Here is a 26,847-nt window from a genome sequence, read left to right as displayed (position 1 = left end):
TGCCACATTTTATTTGTTTTTACAAGCTCTGACTTTCACTCTGCCGCCAGACGGATAAACTCCTCCATCTCTCTCGTCTTAAACTTATTCTTATGGTAAAAGATCTGCCGGTACATGGATATCTCCACATCTTCCACATGTAAAAGGGCAATTCTTCCTTTCCGGATATCCCGCTCCACAGCCAGATAGGGAAGAAAGGAAAGTCCGTGGTTCTTTTCCAGCATGCGGATGATAAAAGCGGTATCGCTGATTTCCAGTACCGGTGACAGGGCCTGCTTCTTAAGCGCCAGCTGCTGATCCAGGGCCTGCCGATAATTGGCATTCTTTTCCGTGAGAAAAAAAGGCTCTTCCAGGATATCCTCCATCTTCAGCGTCTTTCCCGCAAACTCCGAATCTGCAGAGGCCACAAATACTACCGGCTCCGCCTTCTCCATGACCTTCACCCAGTTCTGGTCCCACCTTGGGGTATCCAGTATATAAATAAGATCCAGCCCGTTATGCTCCATCATCCGTATCAGCTGCTCCGGTGTATCAATAGTCACCTGCATATTTACTTTCGGGTGAAACTCACGAAATTTGCTGAGAACAGCCGGAAGCTTTGCTGTGCAGAGAGATTCAATAGTCCCGATATGTAATGGATTTTTCAGTTCCGCATCATCATTCATTGACTTTTTTGCTTTATTTACGTCATATAAGATCCGGCTTGCATGCCCCATAAACTCTTTTCCGGACGGAGTAAGCACCACACGCTTTCCGGTTCTGTCAAAAAGTCTTGTTTCCAGCTCATTTTCCAGAAGACGGATCTGGACAGTGATCGCTGACTGGGTGTATCCCAGAACCTCTGCTGCCCTGGAAAAGCTCTGAAGCTGTGCTACATGTACAAACGTCTCCAACTGACGGATTTCCATGATTTTCTCCCTTTTTCTATGAAATTTTTTCATCGTGATGATGAAATCTGTGAATTTGCCTTATTTTTATGTCAATGTTACAATACAATCACGAGGACGTCAATCGTATTTTTGTGCAAAATGAATAAATTCATACTTAGGAGGAAAGAATCCAAATGGAAAAGAAAAAAATCAAGATCGGACTTGTGCCGAAGCTGATCATTGCCATCATCGTAGGTATCCTGTTCGGCCAGTTCCTTCCGGAAGGCTTCTGTCGCTTTGTTGTAACCCTTTCCGGATTTTTCAGTACCTTTCTGAAATTCGTCATCCCGCTGATGATCCTTGCCTATGTGACCATGGGTATTGCGGATCTTTCACAGGGTGCAGGGAAGCTTCTCCTGATCACAGTGGCTCTGGCTTATGGCTCCACTCTGATCGCAGGTTCCGCATCCTATCTGGTATCATCCAGCCTGTTCCCGCACTTTATGAGTGAAGGTGCACTGGATCAGATCGCAGCTACCGCAGACGCATCCCTGACACCATTTTTCTCTATCACACTGGAGCCGGTCATGGATACTCTTTCTGCTGTTGCCCTTGCCTTTGTCATGGGACTGTGCCTCTCTTCCATGCGTGGAAAAGAAATGGGAAACAGCCTTTATAACGGAATGAGTGACTTTTCCAAAATCATTGACAAGGTCCTTCATACCATTATCATCCCGCTGCTTCCGCTTTACATCTGCGGAACCTTCACAGATATGACTATTTCCGGAAAAACCTTTGCCATCTTAAGCATCCTCTGGAAGGTATTCCTTGTTGTTATCATCATGCACCTGATCTGCATTACGATCCAGTTTGTGATCGCAGGTACTGTCAGCAAAAAGAATCCTTTCACTCTGATCAAAAATCAGATCCCGGGATACACAACTGCTCTGGGAACCCAGTCTTCCGCAGCTACCATCCCGGTCAATCTGGAATGTGCCAAAAAGGACGGCGTGTGCGAGCAGATTCGCAACTTCGTAGTACCGCTCTGTGCAAACATCCACATGGCCGGTTCCATGATCACCATCACAGCCTGTGCTACTGCAGTCTGCCTTATGAACCAGCTGCCCATCAGTCTTGGGATCATCGTTCCGTTCATCATGACTCTCGGTGTTGCCATGGTTGCATCTCCCGGTGCTCCCGGTGGTTCCATCATGACTGCCCTTCCATTCCTTTACATGGTATTCGGAGCGGAAGCCGGTGATCCGGACGGTGCCATCTGTGCTATCATGGTTGCCCTTTACATTACCCAGGATTCCTTCGGAACTGCCTGCAATGTATCCGGTGACAACGCCATCGGCGTAATCGTTGACACCATTTATAAGAAATTTATTGCAAAAACACCACAGGAGAATTAAGCAAAATGTCTTTTATCAGTGTATTTGACGTTATGGGTCCCAACATGATCGGTCCTTCCAGTTCTCATACCGCAGGGGCTGCACGCATTGCTTTCCTTGCCCAGAAGATGATCACGCCGCCCCTGAAAAAAGTGGAATTCATCCTTTATGGTTCCTTCGCCAGAACATACAAGGGACACGGTACAGACCGTGCCCTCCTTGGCGGGATCATGGGCTTTTCCACAGATGACATGCGTATACGGAATTCTTTTGATATTGCCAGGGAACAGGGGATCGACTTTTCCTTTACTCCAAATGAAACAGAAACCGATGTCCATCCCAACACTGTAGATATCCATATGGTCAATGAACAGGGACAGGAAATGACAGTCCGGGGGGAATCGCTGGGCGGCGGCAAGGTCCGTATTGTGGAGATCAACCACGTGAAAGTGGATTTCACCGGCGAATACAGTGCCATCATCGTGATCCATCAGGATACTCCCGGTGTTGTGGCCTACATCACCAAATGCTTAAGTGAACGTAACATTAACATTGCCTTCATGCGCCTCTTCCGTGAATCCAAAGGAACCACAGCCTATACGATCGTGGAATCCGACGGTCATCTCCCGGAAGATATCGTAGAAAGCATTCACCGGAACACCAACATCCATGATGTCATGGTTGTTCAGATGTAGGGAAAAGGAGGATGTGTTTTATGGATTTCAAAAATGCCAAGGAACTTCTTGCTCTCTGCCAGGAAAAAAAGCTTCCGATTTCCGAAGTAATGCGCCAGCGTGAGATCCTTCTCGGTGAAACCACTGCTGAAATCGTGGACCAGCGCATGGACCGTGTTCTGGAGATCATGAAGGATGCTGCTTTTTCCCCCATCAAAGATCCGGTGATATCTATGGGCGGACTGATCGGCGGTGAAGCCCGAAAGCTCTGCGAATTTCATGACCTGGGAAAAAGCCTGTGCGGAAATGTTCTCGGAAAGGGGATCACCTACGCTATGGCAACCCTTGAGACCAACGCTTCCATGGGACTTATCGTTGCCTCTCCTACTGCCGGCAGTGCCGGGATCGTTCCCGGAATGATGCTTGCTCTTCAGGAGGTCTATGGCTTTTCCGATAAAAAAATCCGCCAGGCATTATTTAATGCAGGCGCGATCGGCTATCTTGCCATGCGTAATGCAACAGTTGCCGGTGCTGTTGGCGGATGTCAGGCTGAGGTCGGAATCGCTTCTGCAATGGCTGCTTCTGCTGCTGTGGAACTTCTTGGCGGTACACCTCTTCAGTGTACTTATGCTGCTTCCACGGTTCTTATGAACATGCTTGGACTTGTATGCGACCCTGTAGGCGGCCTAGTGGAATATCCCTGCCAGAACCGTAACGCAGCCGGTGTTTCCAATGCCCTTATCGCAGCGGAAATGTCACTGGCCGGTATCCCCCAGTTCATCCCGCTGGATGAGATGATCGATGCCATGTATACTGTGGGCAAAAAGCTTCCTGCAGAGCTTCGTGAAACTGCTCTCGGCGGTTGTGCAGCCACACCGTCCGCCTGTGAGAAGTGTCATCTTTGCAGTTGAAATGCAACTATGGCAGAGAAAAAGCAGTTGGATATCTTATGCCCCATTTGTTGCACAGCTCTATATTGAATAATAACTTCATAGTTTGCTCAGTCAGATAATAAAACGGAGAATTCCTTAAATTTTTCTTTCGGGAATTCTCCGTTTTCTTTTTTATAAATCCTAATTTATAATTTCATGTGTAAATATCTTTTATTTCTCCAGCACCGGGATATTCTCCTTTTCTGATGCAGTAATTTTACAGTTTTGTCATAAAACAGGCATTCTGATCTCACATTCACTGATTGTTCAGATTTTTTCAATTTTATTTCGTAGTTCCAGCATTCTATGGTCCAGATTTGCAATTTCTTCTGCATATTTTTTTAATTCTGCTTCAATTTCCGCATTGTCTCTTTTTTTATAATACAACTCATATTCTAACACAGACCAGTACTCCATCGCAATGGTCCGAAGCTGTATTTCCACCAGTTCTTACTGTTCACCTTCCGCAGAGTAGATAGGTACTTTCACGATCAGATGAAGACTTTTGTAGCCGTTTTTCTTTGGATTTTTAATGTAATCCTTTATCCGGACGTTCTCGATATCCTTCTGCATTTCCAGGGATTCTGCAACCTGGTAAAGCTCATCCTCAAACGGACAGACTACACGGATGCCTATGAGATCCTTCAGATTTTTTCTGGCTGTCTCGAAATCCGGTTCCAGGCCTTTTTTCAGAAGTTTTGCGTAAATACTTTCCGCACTTTTGATCCGACTGGTAGTCTGACTGATCACAGTACGTTTTTTCTGCCCGGAAAGCTCTGCATTGATCATCTTCAGTTTTGCCATAAGGATATCGATGGCCGCCTTACAGCGGAGGCGGTAGTCCGGATCCTTGATGTAGCTTGCGATGGCTGCTGTTTTTTCTGCTGTCAGTTTCTGATTTTCTGGTTCTATTGAATCCGGAACTCTGCTCTGCTCTGACTTCTGAGCCGGAGCATCCATTTTTGGATTCTCCTTCTCCTGCTCTTCTTGGTCCTGTTCGAATCCATCTTTAATAGATTTCTGTTTTTTTCTTATTTTTTTCTTTGATTTCTTTTTTGTCATGTCTGCCTTATCTATTATTTTTAGTTTTCGTGTACATCTTATATATTATACCGGCCACATGCTGTTTTTCATCAAATCAACGTAAGACTATTGTTAAATCTGTGGTAAAAAAGTCCTCCGAAAAATCTCAAGATCATATCTCCTGATATCTCTGCGACTTCCCGAAGGACTCTTTCACACATAATTTACATATTAATAAAACAATTTACAGAAATTCCGACTGCAGCGCATCGTATCCGGTCTCACCTGTACGGATACGAACAGCGTTACGGATCTCGTAGCTGAATATCTTACCATCGCCCGGATCACCGGTGAATGCTGCTTTCTGAATGGCATCAATAACTTTAATCTCCCAGTCTTCTGATGATACTACAATCTCAAACTTGATCTTCGGTTTCAGAAATACATCGATCTTGGAACCACGGACATATTCTGTATAGCCGCGCTGTGTTCCGCAGCCCATGATCTGGGTTACTGTAAAACCGTTAACCTGGATCTCATTTAACGCTGCTTTTACATCTTCCATTTTTTCTTCTCTTACGATTGCTTCTATTTTTATAAGCATACGATTTCCTCCATTTTCACACGATCATTGCCGGACAAATTCTTTTATCAGTCAAATCCATTAAATGACGGATATGCATTCTCTCCATGCTGGGATGCATCCAGCCCGACCATCTCTTCCTTCGGATCTACACGAAGCGGTGTAAAGATACGCACGATCCCGATACAGATCAGAGTTCCCACAATGGCAACCGCAATGGTGATCACAATACTCAATACCTGCGCCAGGAACAGACGGTGATCTCCAAACACAAGGCCATCCCATTTTGCAACAGAGTTAATGGAAGTTTTTCCGAAAAGACCTGTTGCGATTCCTCCCCAGATACCACCGATACCATGGCAGCCAAAAGCATCCAGGGCATCGTCGATCTTCAGCTTCTGTTTCAAAAGGATCACAGTAAAGTAACAGATCGGGCTTACCAAGATCCCAATGATAAAGGATGCCCATACCGGTACGAAACCAGCTCCCGGTGTAATGGCTACCAGTCCGATAACAAGACCTGTGGATGCACCAACCAGTGTCGGTTTTCCCTCGCGGATCACCTCGATCAGCATCCAGGTCAGCAGTGCACAGGCAGAAGAAATGCTACTGGTCATAAAGGCATGTGCCGCAAGGCCGTCTGCCTTCAGCGCACTTCCTGCATTAAAGCCGAACCATCCGAACCACAGCATGGCTGCCCCGAGAAATACAAACGGGATATTGTGCGTACGATAGGTTGCTTTTGCATAGCCTCGTCTCTGTCCAAGATAAATGGCAAGAACCAGTGCACTGACACCGGAACTGATATGTACCACATTTCCTCCTGCAAAGTCCACAGAGCCAATGGCTGCCAGAAATCCACCGTCTCCCCAGACCATATGTGCCATTGGATAATACACAATCAAAGACCAGATCGCAATAAAGAAAAACAGCGCCTTAAAACGCATTCTTCCAACCACGGCACCGGTGATCAGTGCCGGTGTGATCATGGCAAACATCATCTGGAACGCCACAAATACCAGATGCGGGATCGTATCCGCATAAGGTCCCGGCTCCCAGCCTACGCCATTCAGCGCAAACCAGCGAAAATCTCCGATGATCCCGCCATGATTTCCTCCAAATGCCAGCGAATATCCAAACAATGTCCACATAACTACGGACAGTCCCATGATCGCCCCACAGGCCATTATGGTATTTACCACATTTTTCCTGCGGACCAGTCCTCCGTAGAAAAACGCAAGCCCAGGTGTCATAAAGAACACAAAGGCTGTACAGATCAGTATAAAGCCGGTATCTCCTGCATTCATCATTCATTTCCTCCTCGATTCCCTCAATTATTCTGCAACGCAAAAAGCGCCTGGAAACTCAATTTCCAGACGCCTTTGTCATGTCAGTTAGCATAGCAGATAATTTGTGGGTTTTCAAGAGTTTTTTCGCTATTTTTCTGTTTTCTTACAGAATTACTATGTTTTATGTGGATATGAAATTTATTTTCGGCAATCTATCCGGTTATAAATATTGGAGAGATTTTATTTTATCTCTTACTGTACTATAACACGGACTATGCTCAGAATCAGCAGATGTGCCGGATAAAAAATATAGAAAAACCACTTGGAAAACTTCGGTGCTTTTTCGGATTTTTTGCCATTATAGAAGCACAGGATGATGATTCCTGATGCTACGATCCCTGCTGCCGAAAACAGAGCATGGATCATTGCCGGTCCGGCTGCCATTTTTTCCACGTAGGAGCTGTAGTTAAACAGCACAAAAAGGGCAGCACCGACTCCGTACGCTGTTATCATCCTCTTCCTGTTCCCCCAGCTCTCATGGAACCAGATGGTAAAAACCGGTGCCAGGATTGCCCAGTCCGAACAAACGGATAGTAAAAGAAGCAGGATCAGAAGTGGAATTCTCCATTTACTTGCCATCATCCTTTCCTGAACAACCAGGATCATAAAACAGATAAACAGAGTAAAGATCATATTCAGCTGTGAATTTCCAAAGGCTATCATATAGGGAACCTGGGAGATTCCGGCAAAGATCAGAAGCCTTTCACCGTATTTTCTCCGGGAATGTGTATAGTAAAAACCTTCCACAAGAAAATAGCACATGGTAATGGCTGTGAAGTAGCCAATGTCTATAAACACTTCCCACAGGATCGTGTTTTCCGGCAGAAGCACGTTGGCGATATGATTCAGAAGCATGGTAAAAATTGCCAGATATTTAATGGCATCCCGGGTCAGTCCCGGCTTTTCTGTTGTTGGCATGATCTTCTCCTTCTGTGCAGAAAAATTTTCAGATCTTTCACATCTTCTGCACAATATAATACATTTATCTTACACTGATTTTCTGACTCATACAACTTTTTTTGTTATTGCTGGAGTTGCCTTTTTCTTAAGGTAAGCTTATACTGTAGAAAGCGTGCTGTATTTTATATGGCAAAACTTCTCAGCAAACACTGTAAAACAATAAATTCGGAAAGGAATTATCGATCATGATCCAGGATATCGCACCACATACCTATCACAATGAGTACAAACCTGTGGCCCCGGATAAAGAAAGCCACATCCTCGCCTATGAAGAAGGAAAGATCCTTATGAAAAAAGATGGCGAGACTATGACTCTTCCAAGCTTTGGAGAGCTGGAAGGAAAAGTTGAAAATCTCTATGAGAATTATATCTATCTCTTCTCCATTGACGAAGAGCATTTTTATCTGATCCCGGATCTTGACACCAGTCTCCTTCCTGGTTATCAGTTTGAGATCACAAGAGTTCTCCGCACAGCGGAGCCACAGTATCTGGCTTTCGCAGGAATCACCGGATATCAGCTCTTTCAGTGGTACAGCAAGCGCCGTTTCTGCGGCTGCTGCGGCAAACCGATGGTACATGATAAACATGAGCGCAAGATGATCTGCCCTGCCTGTGGAAACGGTGAATATCCGGTGCTTTCTCCGGCTGTGATCGTAGGCGTTACCAACGGCGACAAGCTGATTCTCTCCAAATATGAGGGTCGAACTCACACCCGCTACGCCATGATCGCAGGTTTTGCCGAGATTGGTGAGACCATCGAGGAGACCGTTCACCGTGAAGTTATGGAAGAGATCGGCGTAAAGGTCAAAAATCTCCGCTACTACAAGAGCCAGCCATGGTCCTTCTCCGGAACCCTTCTGTTTGGCTTCTACTGTGATCTGGATGGCGACGACACTCTGACTGTAGACCACGATGAGCTTTCCATGGCCTCCTGGTTCGACCGGGAAGACATTCCGGATGAAGGAGATAATATCAGCCTTACCAAGGAAATGATGATGGCATTTAAGCATGGAAAAGCCTGAAGTATCGCTTGCCTGATTCCGTAAACAATTTTTCGTAACCAATTTCACAAAAAACACCGGCCATTCATCTGTAACATGTCCTGTCCAGGCTGCCAGATCATCTCTGACATCTCAGCCCCAGTACATATTCCGATGAATGCCGGTGTTTTTATTTTCTATTTTTCTATTTTTCTTCCGAGTCGGAGCAATCTGCCTAAAACCGTTTTATTTCTCCGGTGTCAGATGCCAGATATCTCTGTTGTACTCTTCGATGGTTCTGTCTGAAGAGAAGTATCCTGCTTTTCCGATATTTACAAGCATTTTCTCTGCCCATGCGGTTCTGTCCTCATAATCGGACAGTGCCTGATCTTTCACCTTCGCATAATCCTCGAAGTCAAGAAGAGTCATGAACCAGTCTTTGCTTACGATCTCATGATGCAGTCTTCTTAAATGCTCCTCACTTCCAATAGAAAGAAGCTCGTTTCCTACGATAAAGTCTACTGCACGACGGATGCGCTCGTCTTTCTCATAAAAATCTCTGGAGCAGTAGTCCGCCTTTTCATAGTGTTCGATAACCTGCTCACTGGACTCTCCGAAGATATAGATATTATCCTTGCCTACCAGCTGGCTGATCTCCACATTTGCACCATCCATGGTTCCCAGTGTTACAGCACCGTTGAGCATGAACTTCATGTTTCCTGTTCCGCTGGCCTCCTTGGAAGCAAGAGAGATCTGCTCGGAGATATCGCAGGCAGGGATCAGCTTCTCTGCTGCACTTACGTTGTAGTTTTCCACCATAACAACTTTCATGTACGGAGAAACCTCCGGATCATTGTTGATAAGCTCCTGTAAGCAGAGGAGAAGGTGGATAATATCCTTTGCGATAACGTATGCAGGAGCTGCCTTTGCACCGAAGATAAAGGTTACCGGGCGCTGCGGCTTCTCGCCTGCCTTGATCTTCAGGTAACGGTCAATGATGTAAAGTGCATTCAGCTGCTGACGTTTGTACTCATGAAGACGTTTGATCTGGATATCATAAACACTGTGTGTATTGATCTCTTCACCTGTGTTGGCTTTGATAAACTCCGCACATCTCTTCTTTGCATCCTGCTTGATCTTAAGGATATTTGCAAGAACGTCCTGATTTCCCTTGAAGCCAAGCATCTTGTCAAGCTCAAAGGAATCCTTGCGGAAGCCGTCACCGATCATGGATGTGATGTACTCTGTCAGCGGATGGTTGCAGTGAAGGAGCCATCTGCGGAAGGTAATTCCGTTTGTCTTGTTATTGAATTTCTCCGGATAGATCTCATAGAACTGATGAAGCTCTGTCTCCTTCAGGATATCGGTATGAAGGGATGCAACACCGTTGATGGAAAATCCGTAGTGGATGTCCATATGTGCCATGTGTACCAGGTCGTTCTTGTCGATGATGGCAAGATTTTCCTGCGGATATTTTGCTTTGATACGCTCGTCCAGCTTGCGGATGATCGGCATCAGATCCGGAACAACCTCCTCAAGATAGGAGATCGGCCATTTCTCAAGTGCCTCTGCAAGAATGGTATGGTTGGTATAAGCGCATACATGAGATACGATCTCGCATGCCTCCTCGAACTCGATTCCACGCTCTGTAAGGAGACGGATAAGCTCCGGAATTACCATACTCGGATGTGTATCGTTGATCTGGATCACTGCGTAATCGGCAAGGTCATGAAGATTGCAGCCTTTTGCTGTTGCCTCATCCAGGATCAGCTGTGCCGCATTGCTTACCATGAAGTACTGCTGATAGATACGAAGCTTTCTTCCTGCATCATCGCTGTCATCCGGATAAAGGAACAGTGTCAGATTGTGGAGCAGATCCTTCTTATCAAAGGAGATTCCCTCGCCCACAATGCTCTCATCTGCAATATCAATATCAAAAAGGCGAAGCTTGATCGCTTTGTTCTCATAGCCTGCAACATCAATATCATACAGTGTGGATTTCAGCATAAAGCCCTTAAATGGGACATAATAGGAAACGCCTGCATCTGTAAGCCAGCTCTCCGGCTGGATCCAAGGATTCGGTGTCTCAAACTGAAGATGATCCTTAAACTCCTGTTTGAAAAGTCCGAGGTGATAATTAAGTCCGATTCCTTCTCCCGGAAGTCCCAGAGTTGCAATGGAATCCAGGAAGCATGCTGCCAGACGGCCAAGTCCGCCGTTTCCGAGAGATGGCTCCGGCTCGATCTCCTCGATCATGGAAAGCTCTTTTCCGTTTTCTTTAAGATATTTCGCAACTTCATCATAAACGCCCAGATTGATCAGGTTGTTGGAAAGAAGCTTACCGATAAGAAACTCTGCGGAAATATAATAAATTTTCTTTTTTCCTTCCTGGTAGCCGCGGCCCTTCAGCTGCTCCTTTGTCCAGGAGAGAAGTCCGTGATAGATTTCCTCGTTTGTACAATCTTTTACATTTTTGTTATATTTGTCTTCAAATACTTTGCTTAATGTTTCCATTTTGATCTCCTTTCATGGATCTTGATGGGATGAAATATGTTTTTACAAGGTTGTTTGCTTTGTTTTGATGATATTAGGATATCACGCATTTCTTTTCAAAAATATAACAATCCTGTCATGATATGCAAGATATTTGTCAGACTGTTTTTCACTTTTTACGGTAGCTCTGCATAAAAACATAACCGATACATATGCGGTTGCTTCGGGAGCTTTCTCAGATCTGTCTCATACTCTTCCTGTATTTATGCGGTGAAACCTTATTGGACTGCTGAAATTTCTTTATAAAATAACTTGTACTGTTAAATCCCACCTGCATGGCGATCTCCGTCACAGGTGCATCGGAATGCGTAAGAAGATACTTCGCCTTCTCCATACGGAAGTCATTGATGTATTCCACCAGGGTTTTTCCCGTATACTGGCGGAAAAGCTTCATAAAATAATACTCACTGTAATTGGAAAGTCCGGAAAGCTCTGAAACGGTAAGATTCTCCTGGTAGTGAAGGCTGATATGATCCAGCACTTCCTTTACTGCTGCAAGGCTCTTGTTCTGCTCTGTGCTTACCGGGATAATATAATGCTTCGTCAGCATCTCATAAAAGAAATCAAAAAACAGCATTTTCAGCTTCACATAGAAATATGGCTTCTTCTCCGTATGACAGTCATGGATCTCCAGAAAAATTTCCCGTAGCTTCTCATATCCGGAATCTCCCTCTTCTATATGATGGCAGAATTCTGCCTTGTTTTCTATTAATGGTGATACCACACATTCCTGGCAGATATCTCCCGGCTGACCTGCAAGGAAGCCCAGGCTGAAAACCACACTCTTATAATAAAGAGGCTTCTTAAGATCCGTGCGCATACTATGGAGAACTCCGCAGTTCACAATCAGGATATCCCCCTTTTTCAGGCGGATGCTCTCCCGGTTCAGTCTGGCAAAGCCACTGCCTTTTTCAATATACATGATCTCCATCTCACTGTGCCAGTGGTCATACAGTGCATGAAAGATTTCACAGTTCGCCATATAGGTTTCCACCGGCAGCTCAAAGGAACCGTGAGGGCTTAATTCTTTTAAATTATCATCCACTTCGGATACGTGAAGAGGATTTTTTGCGGATGTGTCTGTTTCTGGCATGATTTCCTCCGTGATCAATATCTATCCTGCGGACATTTGCCTTCCGCTGGATATCCAATCCTTACATAATGATTCTGTTTGACTCCCTTAGTGTAAAGGATATTTACAACCATGACAATATTATATTTCCTGTTTTCTTTTTTATGACGTTACGGTTACTCTGTTCTCAGCAACACGCTTCGCGATACACTTCCATAAACGGCAATCTTGACTTTTCCCCTTCCAACTGCTATATATAATATTTAGAATAAAATAATTTGACTTTAAAAGGAACGAAAACTACCATGAATCCATTAAAAAAAGCTTACTGCCGGGTTTTCCAGAATGTCTTTAAATTCGCCCTTCCACTGCTTCCTTACCGCAATCCGAAGATCATCGGAAGCGTCAAAGGTATTCCGGAAGTTCTGGAAAAAAGAAACTATAACAATGTACTCATCATCACAGATGCAGGGATCCGAAGCCTTGGCCTTACAGAAAGACTGGAGCAGACACTGAAGCGAAGCTGCATCTCTTACCACATCTACGACAAAACCGTTGCCAATCCAACAACCGTCAATGTGGACGAAGCCCTTCACATGTATCTGGACAATGACTGCCAGGCGATCATCGGCTTCGGCGGAGGTTCCAGTATGGACTGTGCAAAAGCCACAGCAGCCCGCATTGCCAAGCCACACCAGTCTCTTGCTCAGATGAAGGGAATCCTGAAGATCCACAAAAAGCTTCCTCTTCTCATCGCCATCCCCACGACTGCAGGAACAGGAAGTGAAACAACACTTGCTGCTGTCATTACCGATGCAGAAACACGGCACAAATATGCCATCAACGATTTTCCGCTGATCCCACGCTACGCAGTCCTTGACCCGAAAGTGACTTTAAGCCTTCCGCCGTTTATCACAGCTACCACCGGCATGGATGCCCTGACTCACGCAGTGGAAGCCTACATTGGAAATTCCACTACACCTGGCACAAGAAAAAATGCCCTGGATGCTGTCAGACTGATCTTTGAAAATCTGGATACCGCCTACACAGACGGCAATAATATTGAAGCAAGACGAAATATGCTCCGCGCCTCCTATTTCGCAGGCTGTGCCTTCACCAAATCCTACGTTGGATATGTCCACGCAATTGCACATTCCCTCGGCGGAAAATATAATGTTCCACATGGGCTTGCCAATGCAGTGATCCTTCCTATGGTACTGGAAACATACGGAGATTCCATCACTCACAAACTCCGCAACCTTGCCGTAACTGCCGGTCTCTGCGATAAACATGAGGACGATAAAACTGCTGCCCGGATGTTTATTGATGCAATAAAAGATATGAAAAAACGCTATGGCATCGGAGACTATATCCCGGAAATCCAGGAAACAGACATCCCGGAGCTTGCCCATTACGCAGATAAAGAAGCCAATCCTCTGTACCCGGTTCCTGTGCTGATGGATGCCGGCGAACTTGAGACACTGTATTACAGACTGATGCCTCCGGCAGGCAATTGCTAAAACAGCCATTGGCATAGAAAGATTTTTTCGATATTTCGAATACAGTTTTTTCAGAAAGGACTACAATTCCATGGAAAAAGAACAGATCAACCAGCTTTTAGATAAACAGCGCCAGTACTTCTACTCCGGCGCAACTCTTGACCTTGATTTTCGCATCAGCGCCCTGAAACGTCTCCGCGCTTCCATCCGGAAACACGAAGATCAGATCCACGCCGCGCTGAAAAAGGATCTTGGAAAAAGTAATTTCGAAAGCTATATGTGTGAGACCGGACTGGTGCTCTCCGAGATCACACATATGCTGAAAAATATCCGCTCCTACGCAAAAGAACAGACCGTTCCAACTCCACTGGCACAGTTCCATTCCCACAGTTTCCGCAAACCATCCCCCTACGGTGTTGTTCTCATTATGAGTCCGTGGAACTATCCGTTTCTTCTCACTATAGAACCACTGGTAGACGCCATTGCAGCCGGAAACACAGTCATCCTGAAACCAAGCGCCTACTCACCGGCAACAAGTGAAGTGATCCGTCTTCTCATCCATGAATGTTTCGATGAAAAATACGTTGCAACTGTCACAGGCGGACGTGCGGAAAACACACATCTTCTCAGTCTGCACTTTGATTACATCTTCTTCACGGGAAGCCAGTCTGTGGGAAAAGAGGTCATGAGAAAGGCTTCCGAACACCTCACACCAGTCACTCTGGAGCTGGGTGGAAAAAGCCCCTGCATCGTGGACAAAACAGCCAATCTCCGCCTTGCGGCAAAACGTATCGTATTCGGCAAGTTCCTGAACTGTGGCCAGACCTGCGTGGCTCCGGACTACATCTACTGTGATCCGGAGATCAAAGAAGCCCTGGTCGCAGAGCTTCGCAGACAGATCACACGCCAGTATGGAAAAGAAGCACTGAAGAACCGGAATTATGGAAAGATCATCAACGAAAAGCATTTCGACCGTATCAACAGTCTGATCGATCCTTCCAAAACTGTCTGCGGCGGTGGTTCCAACCGTGAAACACTTCAGATCGAGCCGACGGTTCTTGATAACGTAACCTTCGAAGATCCGGTCATGCAGCAGGAAATCTTCGGTCCGGTACTTCCGGTCCTCACCTATGACTCTCTCGGAGGTGCCGTAACAAAGATCAATTCCATGGCACATCCGCTGGCTCTTTATATCTTCACCGAAGATGAAAAAAATGCCCGGGAAGTTACTTCCCGATGTGGTTTCGGCGGTGGCTGTATCAACGATGTCCTCATACATCTGGCAACCAGCAATATGGGCTTCGGCGGCTTTGGTGAAAGCGGCATGGGATCCTATCATGGCATCGACGGCTTCCGGACATTCTCTCATTATAAGAGTATTGTAGATAAAAAGACCTGGATCGATCTTCCTATGCGGTATCAGAAATATCGGAAGATTTATGAGAAAATGGTACGGTTGTTTATGCGTTAGATATAAAGGGAGGGCGCTACCTGATGCATCGCCCTCCTGTTACTTTAGATTTTCTTATTATTTTTCCCAGATGATCTTTACCGGCATGATCCCGGTCAGTTCTTTGCTTTTTTCATCCGGCTGGCTGCAGCCTGCATAAATTTCAAATTTCTTTCCTTCTTCCATCCGTTTTCCTGTTTCATCTACTACGGTGAATGCTTTTTCCCATATTGGGATTTCTATTTTTCGGCATTCTCCCGCCTTCAGGAATATCCGATGAAAACCGGCCAGCATCGGATTTGGAATGGCATTTTTGCTGTCGATATTTTTTACATAAATCTGAACAACATCCTCTGTATCATATGCGCCGTTATTCTGCACTTCTACCTCCACGTTTATCTTCTGTCCACATGTTTTGACCTCTGCTTTATCTACTGCCACCTTACTGTACGTCAGACCATATCCAAAAGGAAACTGTGCTTTTCGTTCCATATAGCGATATGTTCTGCCTTTCATGGAATAATCGGTAAAATCCGGAAGTTCTTCCAGGCTTTCATAAAATGTCACCGGAAGTTTTCCTGATGGCGAGATTTCTCCAAACAATACCCTTGCCGCTGCCTTCCCGCCCTGGCATCCAGGGTACCACAGCATCATGACTGCATCAAATTTCTCTGCCGCATATTTCAGATTAAGGTCACTTCCTGCCAGCAGACAGAATACTACCGGTTTTCCGGTATCTGCGATCGCTTCCATCAGTTCTCGCTGTACTCCGGGAAGTTCAATATCTTCTTTATCTCCCGATACATAGCTGTTTCCGGTGTCTCCCTCTTCCCCTTCCAGTGTCTCATCCAGTCCCATACATAAGATCACCACATCGCTGTTTTCCGCAACCACCTTCGCTTCCGCAATACGATCTCTGGTAAACGCAAGGTGCTCCGTCCGGTCTCGGAACAGATCACAGCCTCTGGAAGTAAGGATCCTTACATCGTCTCCCACATAATCCTGGATGCCTTCCTGTATGGTAACATACCTGGAAGCTGTCCCATGATAATTGCCGATCAGCGCCTGTCTGCTGTCCGCATTTGGTCCGATGATCCCTATTGTTTTCAGTTTTTCTTTATCAAGCGGAAGAATCCCGTTATTTTTCAGCAGAACAAAGCTTTTTTCCGCTGCTTTCTCCGCTGCATCCAGATGCCTGGGAGATTCTACCTCCAGATAGGAGATATTGTCATATTCGCTTCCATCAAACAACCCCAGCAGATACCTTGTGGTAAAAAGCCGCACTGCTGCCCGGGTTATGGTTTCTTCTGTGACAAGCCCCTTTTCGTATGCCTTCATAATGTGAAGATAAGTATTTCCACAATTCAGGTCACAGCCATTATTAATAGCCAGTGCTGCAGATTCAACGGCTGTATCCGTTACCATATGGTGTTCATGAAAATCACGGATCGCCCAGCAGTCTGATACAAAATGCCCCTGAAATTTCCATTCGCCTCTGAGTTTTTTCTGTAATGTGGGACTTCCGCAGCAGGGTTCCCCGTTTGTCCGGTTATAAGCTCCCATAACCGCTTCTACTTTGGCTTCTTTTACCAGACCTTCGAATGCCGGCAGATACGTTTCTTCCATATCTTTTGCGGATACTTCCGCATCAAATTCATGACGGAGTGCCTCCGGCCCGGAATGTACTGCAAAATGTTTGGCACAGGCTGCTGCCTTCATTGTATCCCCATTTCCCTGAAGTGCTTTTACAAAGGAAACTCCCAGTTCTTTTGTAAGATACGGATCTTCCCCATAAGTTTCATGGCCTCTACCCCATCGTGGATCACGGAAAATATTGACATTAGGAGACCAGAACGTCAATCCCTTATAAATATCTCTGTCACCGTTTACGGAATATGCATTATACTTTGCTCTGCCCTCTGTTGCCACGATACCGGCCATCTCTGCCACACTTTTCCGGTCAAAAGCTGCCGCCATTCCGATCGCCTGTGGAAAAACCGTTGCCTGCCCTGCTCTGGCAACACCGTGAAGTCCCTCATTCCACCAGTTATACGCCGGAATTCCCAATCTTTTTATTGCAGGTGCATCGTACCTTAACTGACTGGCTTTTTCCTCCAGAGTCATCCTGGCAACCAGCGCTTCTGCTTTCTTCTTTGCTTCTTCCCGATTCATCCCCAATTTCCTCCTCACCCTTTTTTATATCATCTATCATTTGGTCTCTGACTGTCAAGTAGATATTTCCTGCAATTTTTCCGGCCTCTGTTCAGAGCAGAAAAAAATCTGCTTTACCCTTTCTTTGGGATAAAGCAGATTTTTATTACACTTTGTGATCTGTGTTCCAATTTCAGCCGGGAACTTATCTGATCGCATCCTTCATCTCTTTCACATAAGCCTTCACCTTCGGCACGCAGTCTTTGCCGTAGGCACCACAGAGCTTCACGATCGCAGATCCTACAATGGCACCGTCTGACTGATCTGCCATTTTTTTTGCCTGCTCCGGTGTGGAGATTCCGAATCCTACTGCACATGGAATGTCTTTCTGAGCTTTTACTAATTTCACCATAGCTCCGATATCTGTGGTAATGCTGGTACGCATTCCTGTTACACCAAGGGAAGATACGCAGTAAACAAAGCCTTCCGCCTCTTTTGCGATCATGGCAATCCGCTCATGGGAGGTCGGTGCGATCAGGGAGATCAGGTCAAGGCCGTACTGTTTGCACACAACATCAAACTCTTCTTTTTCCTCAAACGGAACATCCGGAAGAATCAGTCCATCCATTCCAACTTCCGCTGCTTTCTTGATAAAACGCTCTGTTCCGTAAGAAAATACTACGTTTGCATAGGTCATGAATACCATTGGGATTTTTGTATTTTTACGGATTTTTTCTACCATTGAAAAAACTTTATCTGTAGTCACGCCGCCTGCAAATGCCCGGACATTGGCTTCCTGGATCACAGGTCCCTCTGCGGTAGGATCTGAGAACGGGATCCCAAGCTCGATCAGATCTGCTCCTGCTTCTTCCATTGCATAAACCAGCTGCTCTGTTACCTCCAGAGACGGATCTCCGCAGGTCAAAAAAGGAATAAATGCTTTTCCGTTTGCAAATGCCTCTGTAATTCTCTTATTCATGAATATCCTCCCCTCTGTAGCGGGCGATTGCCGCACAGTCCTTATCTCCACGTCCTGAAATGGTAACTACCATGATCTTGTCCTTTCCAAGTGTCGGTGCGATCTTTTTCGCATAGGCCACTGCGTGGGCACTTTCGATCGCAGGAATGATTCCTTCTGTTCTGGAAAGATATTCAAAAGCCTCTACTGCTTCGTCATCTGTAACAGGAACGTACTCTGCTCTTCCGATATCATAAAGGTGTGCATGCTCCGGACCTACACCCGGGTAATCAAGACCTGCGGAGATGGAGTATACCGGTGCGATCTGTCCGTATTCATCCTGGCAGAAGTAAGATTTCATACCATGGAAGATTCCGAGACGACCAGTTGCGATGGTTGCCGCAGTCTCCGCAGTATTCACGCCACGTCCTGCTGCCTCACAGCCGATGAGACGAACGTCTTTGTCCTCAATGAAATTGTAGAAAGTTCCGATAGCATTGGAGCCGCCGCCCACACAGGCCAGGACAACATCCGGAAGTCTGCCCTCTTTTTCCAGCATCTGCTCTTTGATCTCCTTGGAGATCACGGCCTGGAAATCACGTACGATGGTCGGGAACGGGTGCGGGCCCATAACAGATCCCAGTACATAATGGGTATCTGCAATACGGTTTGTCCACTCACGCATGGTCTCGGAAACGGCATCCTTTAAGGTTGCGGTTCCGCTTGTGACTGCATGGACTTTTGCTCCGAGAAGACGCATTTTGTAAACATTCAGTGCCTGACGTTCCGTGTCTTCTTTTCCCATGAATACCTCACATTCCATTCCCATCAGTGCTGCTGCGGTTGCAGTTGCAACACCGTGCTGGCCGGCTCCTGTCTCTGCGATGACACGGGTCTTGCCCATTTTTTTTGCCAGGAGCACCTGACCAAGTACGTTGTTGATCTTGTGGGCTCCTGTGTGGTTTAAGTCTTCTCTTTTCAGATAGATCTTGGCTCCGCCAAGGTCCTCGGTCATATGTGCCGCATAGTAAAGACGGGATGGTCTTCCTGCGTATTCATTGAGAAGCTCTGTGAGCTCACGGTTGAATTCCGGGTCGTTTTTGTAATGGTTGTATGCTTCCTCAAGCTCCAGAACGGCGTTCATCAGTGTTTCCGGGATGTACTGTCCGCCATGGATGCCGAATCTTCCTTTTAACATGTTATATTTCCTCCTTTATGTTCCTTACTGCGTATACTGCTTCTAATATTTTATCCGGGTCTTTGTGACCGTCGGTTTCTACACTGCTGCTTAAATCTACTGCCCAGGGGTGAAGCAGATGTATGGCCGATTCCAGATTTTCACAGCCCAGACCTCCTGCCAGAAACCAGGGACGTTTGATCGCCGGTACCAGACTCCAGTCGAAAGTTTCTCCTGTTCCTCCTGCGCCCTGATCCAGCAGAATATAGTCTGCTTCCGAACGGACCGCTTTCTTTATATCTGCTTCTGTTTTTATGGAAAAAGCCTTTATCAGAATCTGGTCTGTCATGGTCTTAAGCTGTCTGATATAATTCTCGTCCTCCTGGCCGTGAAGCTGTGCCAGTGCGATGGTTTCTTCGTTTAAAAGCTGTGCGGGAAGCTCCACCGGTGCATTGACGAATACGCCTACCGGCAAAATGCTATCATCCAGTTCTTCCCGGAGAGCCTTCAATTGCTCCACGGTGACGTTTCTTCTGCTTTTTGGGAATTCTACAATGAATCCTGCAAAGTCCGGTTTAGCCTGGTTAACTGCCTGGATATCTTCCGGGCGGGTCAGGCCGCAGATCTTGATTCTGGTTCTGCTCCCATGTTTCAACTGTTGTTCTCTCATATTCAGTCAATCCTGCCCTTTCTGTCTAACCCTGCACCTTCCTGTTTTGTTGCTATTTGCTACTGGTCAGCTCTGTTACTTATTTACTCTATTCTTTCGTTTGGCCTTTATACAAGCGCTCCACCGTTCAGATTTTCCAATGCAGCTTTCTTATCCGGGCTTCGCATCAGGGTCTCACCGATCAGGACTGCACCTACCCGGTTTCTTTCCAGGATAACGATATCACCTGCGTTTTTGATTCCGCTCTCAGACACAAATACCACATTGTCCGGTGCCAGGTTTCGAAGACGGATGCTGTTATTCATATCAACCTTAAAAGTTTTCAGGTCACGGTTGTTTACACCGACGATCTTTGCACCTGTCTTTAATGCTCTTGCCACTTCATTCTCGTCATGAGCTTCCACCAGTGCATCCATTCCCAGAGTTTCTGCAAGCTCTCGGTATTCCAGGAGTTCCTGGTCATTTAAGATAGCACAGATCAGAAGTACAGCCGATGCACCGAATGCTTTTGCCTGATAGATCATGTACTTATCCACCGTGAAGTCCTTCCGAAGGACCGGAATATCCACTATTTCTGTGATCTCACGGAGATAAGTGTCACTTCCCATGAAATAAAATGGCTCTGTGAGGCAGGAGATCGCAGATGCACCTGCTGCCTCGTATTCTTTCGCAATTTCCAGATACGGAAATTCCGGTGCGATCAGCCCCTTGGAGGGGGAAGCTTTTTTTACTTCACAGATGTAAGACATACCCGGCTTTTTCAACGCTTCCAGAAAGGACGGCTGCTGTGGTGCTTTTTCTGCCAGGGTTTTCAGCTGATCCAGGGAAAACTGACGTTTTTCCTTCCGGATACGTTCTCTTGTTTTTTCTGCGATTTCCTCCAGAATGTTTTTTTCGCTCATTCTTTGTTTGTCTCCTTGATATTTCAGTTCAACTCTCATTCGGCAATTTCAAGAAGTCTGACAGATTAATGTTTCCGTTCATATCTCTTCCGATAGGGATTGCCGATTTCTCTTCTGCCGCTATTATTTTCAAATCTCGTTACTTAATTTGATGAATTCCTCAAGCTTGGCAGCAGCTGCACCACTGTCGATCAGATCTTCAGCCTTTCTTACGCCGGCTTCCAGGCTCTTCGCCTTTCCTGCGATATAAAGTGCTGCACCTGCGTTCATGCAGACCGCCTGACGCTTCGGGCCTTTTTCGGTTCCGTTTACAATGGCTTTTGTGATCTCTGCGTTCTCTGCCGGTGTGCCGCCTGCCAGATCTTCTTTGCTGCAGCGTGTATAGCCGAACTGCTCCGGTGTGATCTCATAGGACTGGAACCATCCATCCTTGATCTCGCACACAGAAGTCGGTGCGCTCATGGAGATCTCATCCAGCTTATCCTGCCCGAAAACTACCATTCCGCGGTTCACGCCAAGCTTCATCATAACCTGTGCCAGCGGCTCTACCAGAGACTGGTCAAAGACTCCCATCAGCTCCATGTTTGCGCCTGCCGGGTTGCTTAATGGTCCGAGGATATTAAATACCGTGCGGATTCCCAGCTCTTTACGGATCGGTGCCACATATTTCATGGCAATATGATAATTCTGGGCGAACAGGAAACAGATGTTGATCTTTTTCAGGATCTCTGCACTTTTTTCCGGCGGGATGGTGATCTTTACGCCAAGTGCTTCCAGAACATCTGCTGCACCGCTCTTGGAAGATGCTGCACGGTTTCCGTGTTTTGCTACCGGAACGCCACCTGCTGCGATTACAAGAGAAGATGTCGTGGAAATGTTAAAGGAGTTTGCTCCGTCACCACCGGTTCCTACGATCTCCAGAACATTCATATCGTGGAGAAGCTTGATGCAGTGTGCACGCATTCCGGCTGCTGATGCAGTGATCTCATCAATAGTCTCTCCTTTCAGGGAAAGTGCAGTAAGGTAGGATGCCATCTGTACCGGTGTTGCCGCTCCGTCCATGATCTCATTCATTACGGCTTCTGCTTCGTCATATGTAAGATCTTCTTTTTTTGAAAGCTTGATGATTGCTTCTTTGATCATTGTTGTTTCCTCCTGTTCTGTAACGATTCTATCTTTTATGGATTGCTGTTCTCTGTCTTATCTGTCTCTGATAACCTTCATAAAGTTCTCGATCATTGTTTTTCCATCCGGTGTCATAACAGATTCCGGATGGAACTGTAATCCGAATATCGGATATTCTTTATGCTCCAGTGCCATCGCCTCTCCGTCCTCAGACTCAGCGGTAACAACCAGTTCCTCCGGTAAGGTATCCCGGATAGCTGCCAGTGAGTGATATCTGGCTGCCGGAAAAGTTTCCGGAAGTCCTTCAAACATCCGGCTCTTTCCAACTTTATGTATCTCTTTCTGCTTTCCGTGCATCAGCTCTTTTGCGTAGGATACTGTCCCTCCGAAGGCTTCACAGATGGACTGATGTCCAAGGCAGATACCCAGGATCGGCAGCTTGTCTTTGAAATATTTTATGGATTCAATACAGATTCCCGCATCCTCCGGTTTTCCCGGACCAGGGGAAAGGATCAATGCCTCCGGCTTCATGGCCTCCAGCTCTTTGATGGTCACTTCATCATTTCTTACCACTTTGATATCCGGCTTCACAGAACCGATCAGCTGGTAAACATTGTAGGAAAAGCTATCATAATTATCGATCAGTACTATCATTCCAGTCCCTCCTGTGCAGTTTCGATTGCCTGTACAACGGCTCTTGCCTTGTTGCAGCACTCCTGAAATTCACTTTTCGGAATGCTGTCTGCTACGATCCCTGCTCCTGACCGGATACAGATCTCACCGTTTTTCTTATAAACCAGGCGAATGGCAATACAGGTATCCAGGTTTCCGGCAAAATCCAGATATCCGATAGCACCGCCGTAAATGCCTCGCTTGCTCTGTTCCAGTTCCTGGATGATCTGGCAGGCACGGAATTTCGGTGCTCCGGAAAGTGTTCCTGCCGGAAGGATGGCATCCACTGCATCCACCGCATCCCTGTCATCCCGGATCTGGCCGGTAACTGTGGAACCAATATGCATCACATGAGAAAAACGCTCAATGCACATATATTTTTCTACGTTCACAGTACCGATCTTACTGATCTTTCCGATATCATTTCGCCCAAGATCCACAAGCATGTTGTGCTCGGCACGTTCCTTCTCATCAGCCAGGAGTCCTTTTTCCAGCGCCAGGTCTTCTTCTTTTGTCTTGCCTCTTGGTCTTGTTCCTGCAAGCGGGAAGGTACTTAATTCTGTTCCTGCAAGCCTGGCAAGTGTTTCCGGGGAGGCTCCTGCAATCTCAATATCATCACTGGAAAAATAAAACATATACGGCGAAGGATTGGTAGCCCTGAGAACACGGTAGGTATCAAACAGACTTCCCTCTGCTTTCGCTCGCATCGGATTGGAGAGCACCACCTGGAAAATATCTCCTTCGTGGATGTAATGCTTCGCTTTCTCAACCATCTCACAGTATTTTGCTTTCGGAAACTGCGGCTCAATGGAAGATTTCAGTTTCAAGGACGGAAATTCCTTCTGTTTTCCGTTTCGGATCAGATCTGCCATCTCTTTTAATTTTGCTTCCGCCTTCTGGTAGGAATTTTCCGGATCATCCGTCATCACCCCAGTGATCAGAAGCACCTTCTGTCTGTAATGGTCAAAGGCGATCACCTGGTCAAAAAGCATCAGATCCATGTCCCGGAAATCCTGTACTGTCTCGTCGGTAAGCTCCAGCTTTGGCTCGCTGTACTTGATGTAATCGTAGGAAAAATATCCTACCAGACCTCCGGTAAAGGTCGGCATATTTTCCAGCACCGGGCTTTTGTATTCTTTCAGGATCTCCCGAATAGCATCTCCCGGATGCTTCACCTGCTGTACGGTTTTTTCTTCAGTTCCGTCCTCATGGATCCTGCGGATCTGAAGCTTTCCGTCTGTACAGGTAATCTCCATGGATGGCTCATATCCCAGGAAGGAATAGCGTCCCCATACCTCTGTCTGGCTGGCACTTTCCAGAAGATAGCAATGTCTGCTGGCTGTGCGTAAGGTCCTCATGACTTCTACGGGTGTATAGCGGTCGGAATACAGCTCTCTGCATACAGGGATTCGCCGGTATTCGCCTGACTGTGCTAGTTCTTTGATTTTTTCTAATGTTGGATACATATACAGGCCCTCCTGAGTTTTTCATTCCTTACCGGAGGACGGGACATTCGTGATCTGCATTCGCTGCTTGCTCATGAAATCAAGAAAAGCCCGTCTCCGACAGAATCTGGTTCTGTCAGGGACGAGCTCTAAATTCAAAATCACCCGCGGTGCCACCCTGATTCACGGTCTGACCCGTGCACTTGGCGGAATACCTTCATATTCCCGGCAACTGACGTATGCCCTCACGTCACAGAATACTTGATACCCGAAAATATCTTTCCCTGTGCCCTCTGCGGTCCATTTGATAAACTGCCTCTCGACCCGGCTCTCACCCTCCCGGACTCTCTGTGCGCGCATGAATATCTTTATCTCCGCTTCAACGGTTTAGTGGTTTAGTGGTTTACTCAATTAAACTTTTTCTATAAAATAGCACAGCTTTTCTGATATGTCAATACAAATGTTGAAAAAAATATCATTTTGTTCTATAATTGTATAAAAGTAATTGTTATAAATATCACATAAGAAAGGAGTTTCACCAGAAAAACACTATGGCTGAAAGAAATACAAACACCTGGCTGGATACCCCCGATCCACAGGTTTTTATCAAAAATTCCGCAAAATTTAATGATCTGATGATGATGTATCGATGTACGGTCCGTGAGGTACGCACCAAGCTGGAAGTCCTCAACGATGAATTTTCATTGGAATATAAACGTAACCCGATCTCCTTCATCAAAACAAGGATCAAAAAGCCGGAAAGCATTTACAAAAAGCTCAAAAAGCTCGGCTATGAGTTTACTGCGGAGAATATTCAGAATCAGCTGAATGACGTGGCAGGCATCCGTGTTGTCTGTGCCTTTATCGATGATATCTACACTATTGCAGACCTGATCACCAGGCAGGATGACATTACCGTCATCCAGGTAAAGGACTATATCAAAAATCCAAAGCCAAACGGCTACCGCAGTTATCACATGATCGTGGAAATCCCCGTATTCTTCTCCAAGGGAAAAACTCCCATGCGTGCAGAGATCCAGATCCGTACCAACGGTATGGATTTCTGGGCAACTCTGGAGCATCAGCTGCGTTACAAGCAGAATATCGAAGAAATGGACGGTTATGAGGATGTCAGCAATGAACTGCTGAACTGCGCCCGCACTGTGATCGATATGGATAACGAAATGCAGCGGATCAAAAACAAGATCGGACAATTCCATGATATTTAAAAAAACAGGTGAGGCTGTTACAGCCTCACCTGTTCTTTCTCACTGTTTTTCACCCGGAACGCCCGTGGTGTCATGTGATAATGTTCCTTGAATACCCGATGAAAATAACTGTTATTTTCATAGCCTACAGCCGCAATGATGTCACTGACAGGCAGATCTGTTTCACACATCAGCTCTACAGCCTTGTTCAGACGTTTTCTCTGAAGAAGTTCCTTGAAATTAAACCCTGTGCTTTTCTTGATCATCTTACTGAGGACATGCATGGGAAGATGCAGACGACCACAAAGCTCCGTCAGCGTAGCAGTCCGGTATTTCTGTTCAATATAATCCAGTGTTGTCATAGAGATCATATTTTCGTACTGATTGGGCAGACGCATCTCCACATACTGCACCGATTCTATCAGATACATGAATATCAGGCCCATTGTGGTCTGATTGATCCGCTCTCTGTTCTCCTCACCGTTTACAAGAGAATAGATGATATTTTCCAGAAGATTCTGGATCTGCAGCACTTCCGCAACCTTAAAATGAAGATATTCCCCACGCTCTTCATCCTGTCGCAGGACATTCACCAGAAAATCTGCCAGCATATTGTCATTGCCCGCCATGGAATAGGCCACATCAAAAAACTCCGGCAGCACCATAAAATTGATCGCAATATCATTCTGCCCCGCTTTCAGAATCTCATGCTTCGTAAACTGATTGAGAAAAAGCAGCTCGCCTTTGTTAACTATGACTTTTTTTCCGTCAATGATATTAGTCAGAGATCCCTCACACACATACAGCACTTCCACAAAATTATGCCTGTGAGCCGGAAAATACACAAAACGGGTGTGTGTACGCACAGCGATCAGCCTGCCTTCTTTCAGCATTTTACGGCTGTCCACAGTAAAGTCCCGACCGGATGTGTAGAGATCTCTATCCACCTCTGCTTCTCCATCCAGGATTTTTCTCTCTTCCTCTGTGATCTTTCTCAGCTGATCCAGTAATGCCTGCTGCATGTGTTTTGCTCCTTCATCTGTTCATGGTTTTCTATTCTGCTGTCCTCATTTTAACACCGCAGCCATAAGAGTACAACCAGAATCAAAAGACTGAAATTTTTTCGGAAACCTTCTATACACCAATTCAAATATACGAAACAAGGCGGAGTCCGAAGACTCCGCCTTGTCCCAAAAGGATT

At 46.0% G+C, this 26,847-nt stretch carries 24 protein-coding genes; 7 read left to right on the top strand and 17 right to left on the bottom strand.

Annotated elements, in window-relative coordinates; all coding sequences use genetic code 11:
• Positions 1-35: 35 nt before the first annotated feature.
• Positions 36-908, bottom strand: coding sequence for a LysR family transcriptional regulator (locus tag DMI82_RS06795; protein ID WP_015527272.1), 873 nt, complete (start codon positions 906-908; stop codon positions 36-38).
• A gap of 155 nt (positions 909-1,063) precedes the next feature.
• Here DMI82_RS06795 and DMI82_RS06790 point away from each other — a divergent pair, with 155 nt between their 5' ends.
• From DMI82_RS06790 to sdaAA, 3 genes are read left to right on the top strand one after another with little or no spacing between them, the layout of a single operon-like run.
• Complete coding sequence (locus DMI82_RS06790; protein WP_021652178.1) at positions 1,064-2,284, top strand: dicarboxylate/amino acid:cation symporter; 1,221 nt, start codon at positions 1,064-1,066, stop codon at positions 2,282-2,284.
• A gap of 5 nt (positions 2,285-2,289) precedes the next feature.
• Entirely contained in the window at positions 2,290-2,958 is a 669-nt protein-coding gene (sdaAB, locus tag DMI82_RS06785; protein ID WP_092068517.1) for an L-serine ammonia-lyase, iron-sulfur-dependent subunit beta, read from the top strand.
• Between the two features lie 20 nt (positions 2,959-2,978).
• Positions 2,979-3,848, top strand: a complete 870-nt coding sequence (sdaAA, locus tag DMI82_RS06780) for an L-serine ammonia-lyase, iron-sulfur-dependent, subunit alpha (RefSeq protein WP_015527274.1) — start codon at positions 2,979-2,981, stop codon at positions 3,846-3,848.
• 288 nt (positions 3,849-4,136) lie between these two features.
• On the opposite strand, the gene DMI82_RS20550 is transcribed toward sdaAA, so the two are convergent.
• The 5 genes from DMI82_RS20550 to DMI82_RS06760 form a co-directional block, all read right to left on the bottom strand.
• Positions 4,137-4,271, bottom strand: a complete 135-nt coding sequence (locus DMI82_RS20550; RefSeq protein WP_330409211.1) for a hypothetical protein — start codon at positions 4,269-4,271, stop codon at positions 4,137-4,139.
• A 48-nt stretch (positions 4,272-4,319) separates the two neighbouring features.
• Positions 4,320-4,931 (bottom strand): GTP pyrophosphokinase, encoded by a 612-nt coding sequence (locus tag DMI82_RS20545; RefSeq protein ID WP_330409210.1) that lies wholly within the window; start codon positions 4,929-4,931, stop codon positions 4,320-4,322.
• 205 nt (positions 4,932-5,136) lie between these two features.
• Positions 5,137-5,496, bottom strand: a complete 360-nt coding sequence (locus DMI82_RS06770; RefSeq protein ID WP_092068522.1) for a P-II family nitrogen regulator — start codon at positions 5,494-5,496, stop codon at positions 5,137-5,139.
• A gap of 47 nt (positions 5,497-5,543) precedes the next feature.
• On the bottom strand, positions 5,544-6,782 hold the full coding sequence (locus tag DMI82_RS06765; protein ID WP_110102922.1) for an ammonium transporter: 1,239 nt from the start codon (positions 6,780-6,782) through the stop codon (positions 5,544-5,546).
• Between the two features lie 234 nt (positions 6,783-7,016).
• A complete protein-coding gene (locus DMI82_RS06760) occupies positions 7,017-7,742 on the bottom strand; it encodes a TraX family protein (RefSeq protein ID WP_242872532.1) in 726 nt (241 codons plus the stop codon).
• A gap of 227 nt (positions 7,743-7,969) precedes the next feature.
• On the opposite strand from DMI82_RS06760, the gene nudC reads away from it, so the two are divergent.
• Positions 7,970-8,806, top strand: a complete 837-nt coding sequence (gene nudC / locus DMI82_RS06755) for an NAD(+) diphosphatase (RefSeq protein ID WP_110102902.1) — start codon at positions 7,970-7,972, stop codon at positions 8,804-8,806.
• Between the two features lie 204 nt (positions 8,807-9,010).
• Here nudC and glgP read toward each other — a convergent pair whose 3' ends face one another.
• Positions 9,011-11,278: a glycogen/starch/alpha-glucan family phosphorylase gene (glgP, locus tag DMI82_RS06750; RefSeq protein WP_021652170.1), complete on the bottom strand. Its 2,268-nt coding sequence runs from the start codon at positions 11,276-11,278 to the stop codon at positions 9,011-9,013.
• Between the two features lie 214 nt (positions 11,279-11,492).
• Positions 11,493-12,410, bottom strand: a complete 918-nt coding sequence (locus DMI82_RS06745) for an AraC family transcriptional regulator (protein WP_015527280.1) — start codon at positions 12,408-12,410, stop codon at positions 11,493-11,495.
• A 284-nt stretch (positions 12,411-12,694) separates the two neighbouring features.
• Between DMI82_RS06745 and DMI82_RS06740 the strand changes: the two genes are divergently transcribed.
• Together DMI82_RS06740 and DMI82_RS06735 are read left to right on the top strand one after the other, a co-directional pair.
• Entirely contained in the window at positions 12,695-13,909 is a 1,215-nt protein-coding gene (locus DMI82_RS06740; protein WP_092068531.1) for an iron-containing alcohol dehydrogenase, read from the top strand.
• A 70-nt stretch (positions 13,910-13,979) separates the two neighbouring features.
• On the top strand, positions 13,980-15,359 hold the full coding sequence (locus DMI82_RS06735) for an aldehyde dehydrogenase (protein ID WP_110102901.1): 1,380 nt from the start codon (positions 13,980-13,982) through the stop codon (positions 15,357-15,359).
• Between the two features lie 57 nt (positions 15,360-15,416).
• Here DMI82_RS06735 and DMI82_RS06730 read toward each other — a convergent pair whose 3' ends face one another.
• The 8 genes from DMI82_RS06730 to trpE all read right to left on the bottom strand — a co-directional run bounded on the left by DMI82_RS06730 (position 15,417) and on the right by trpE (position 24,459).
• Positions 15,417-17,510 (bottom strand): glycoside hydrolase family 3 C-terminal domain-containing protein, encoded by a 2,094-nt coding sequence (locus tag DMI82_RS06730; RefSeq protein WP_110102900.1) that lies wholly within the window; start codon positions 17,508-17,510, stop codon positions 15,417-15,419.
• A 184-nt stretch (positions 17,511-17,694) separates the two neighbouring features.
• Entirely contained in the window at positions 17,695-18,468 is a 774-nt protein-coding gene (gene trpA / locus DMI82_RS06725; protein WP_110102899.1) for a tryptophan synthase subunit alpha, read from the bottom strand.
• Positions 18,461-19,645 (bottom strand): tryptophan synthase subunit beta, encoded by a 1,185-nt coding sequence (gene trpB, locus DMI82_RS06720; protein ID WP_110102898.1) that lies wholly within the window; start codon positions 19,643-19,645, stop codon positions 18,461-18,463. The genes trpA and trpB overlap by 8 nt, the downstream gene beginning before the upstream one ends.
• A 1-nt stretch (position 19,646) precedes the next feature.
• Entirely contained in the window at positions 19,647-20,294 is a 648-nt protein-coding gene (locus tag DMI82_RS06715) for a phosphoribosylanthranilate isomerase (protein WP_110102897.1), read from the bottom strand.
• A 107-nt stretch (positions 20,295-20,401) separates the two neighbouring features.
• A complete protein-coding gene (trpC, locus tag DMI82_RS06710; RefSeq protein ID WP_092068543.1) occupies positions 20,402-21,196 on the bottom strand; it encodes an indole-3-glycerol phosphate synthase TrpC in 795 nt (264 codons plus the stop codon).
• Positions 21,197-21,325: 129 nt separating this feature from the next.
• On the bottom strand, positions 21,326-22,339 hold the full coding sequence (trpD, locus tag DMI82_RS06705; RefSeq protein ID WP_092068546.1) for an anthranilate phosphoribosyltransferase: 1,014 nt from the start codon (positions 22,337-22,339) through the stop codon (positions 21,326-21,328).
• A gap of 57 nt (positions 22,340-22,396) precedes the next feature.
• On the bottom strand, positions 22,397-22,975 hold the full coding sequence (locus DMI82_RS06700) for an anthranilate synthase component II (protein ID WP_110102896.1): 579 nt from the start codon (positions 22,973-22,975) through the stop codon (positions 22,397-22,399).
• A complete protein-coding gene (gene trpE, locus DMI82_RS06695) occupies positions 22,972-24,459 on the bottom strand; it encodes an anthranilate synthase component I (protein WP_110102895.1) in 1,488 nt (495 codons plus the stop codon). The genes DMI82_RS06700 and trpE overlap by 4 nt, the downstream gene beginning before the upstream one ends.
• 530 nt (positions 24,460-24,989) lie before the next feature.
• Here trpE and DMI82_RS06685 point away from each other — a divergent pair.
• Complete coding sequence (locus tag DMI82_RS06685; RefSeq protein ID WP_015527292.1) at positions 24,990-25,667, top strand: GTP pyrophosphokinase; 678 nt, start codon at positions 24,990-24,992, stop codon at positions 25,665-25,667.
• 17 nt (positions 25,668-25,684) lie between these two features.
• Here the strand turns inward: DMI82_RS06685 and DMI82_RS06680 are convergent, their stop codons facing one another.
• A complete protein-coding gene (locus DMI82_RS06680) occupies positions 25,685-26,668 on the bottom strand; it encodes an AraC family transcriptional regulator (RefSeq protein ID WP_092068556.1) in 984 nt (327 codons plus the stop codon).
• Positions 26,669-26,847: the final 179 nt, after the last annotated feature.

The organism is Blautia sp. BCRC 81119 (genome assembly GCF_003184505.1).
Classification (GTDB): domain Bacteria; phylum Bacillota; class Clostridia; order Lachnospirales; family Lachnospiraceae; genus Blautia_A; species Blautia_A fusiformis.
The sequence above is the reverse complement of the archived record's forward strand: the minus strand, read 5'-3'. Positions and strand labels throughout refer to the sequence as shown.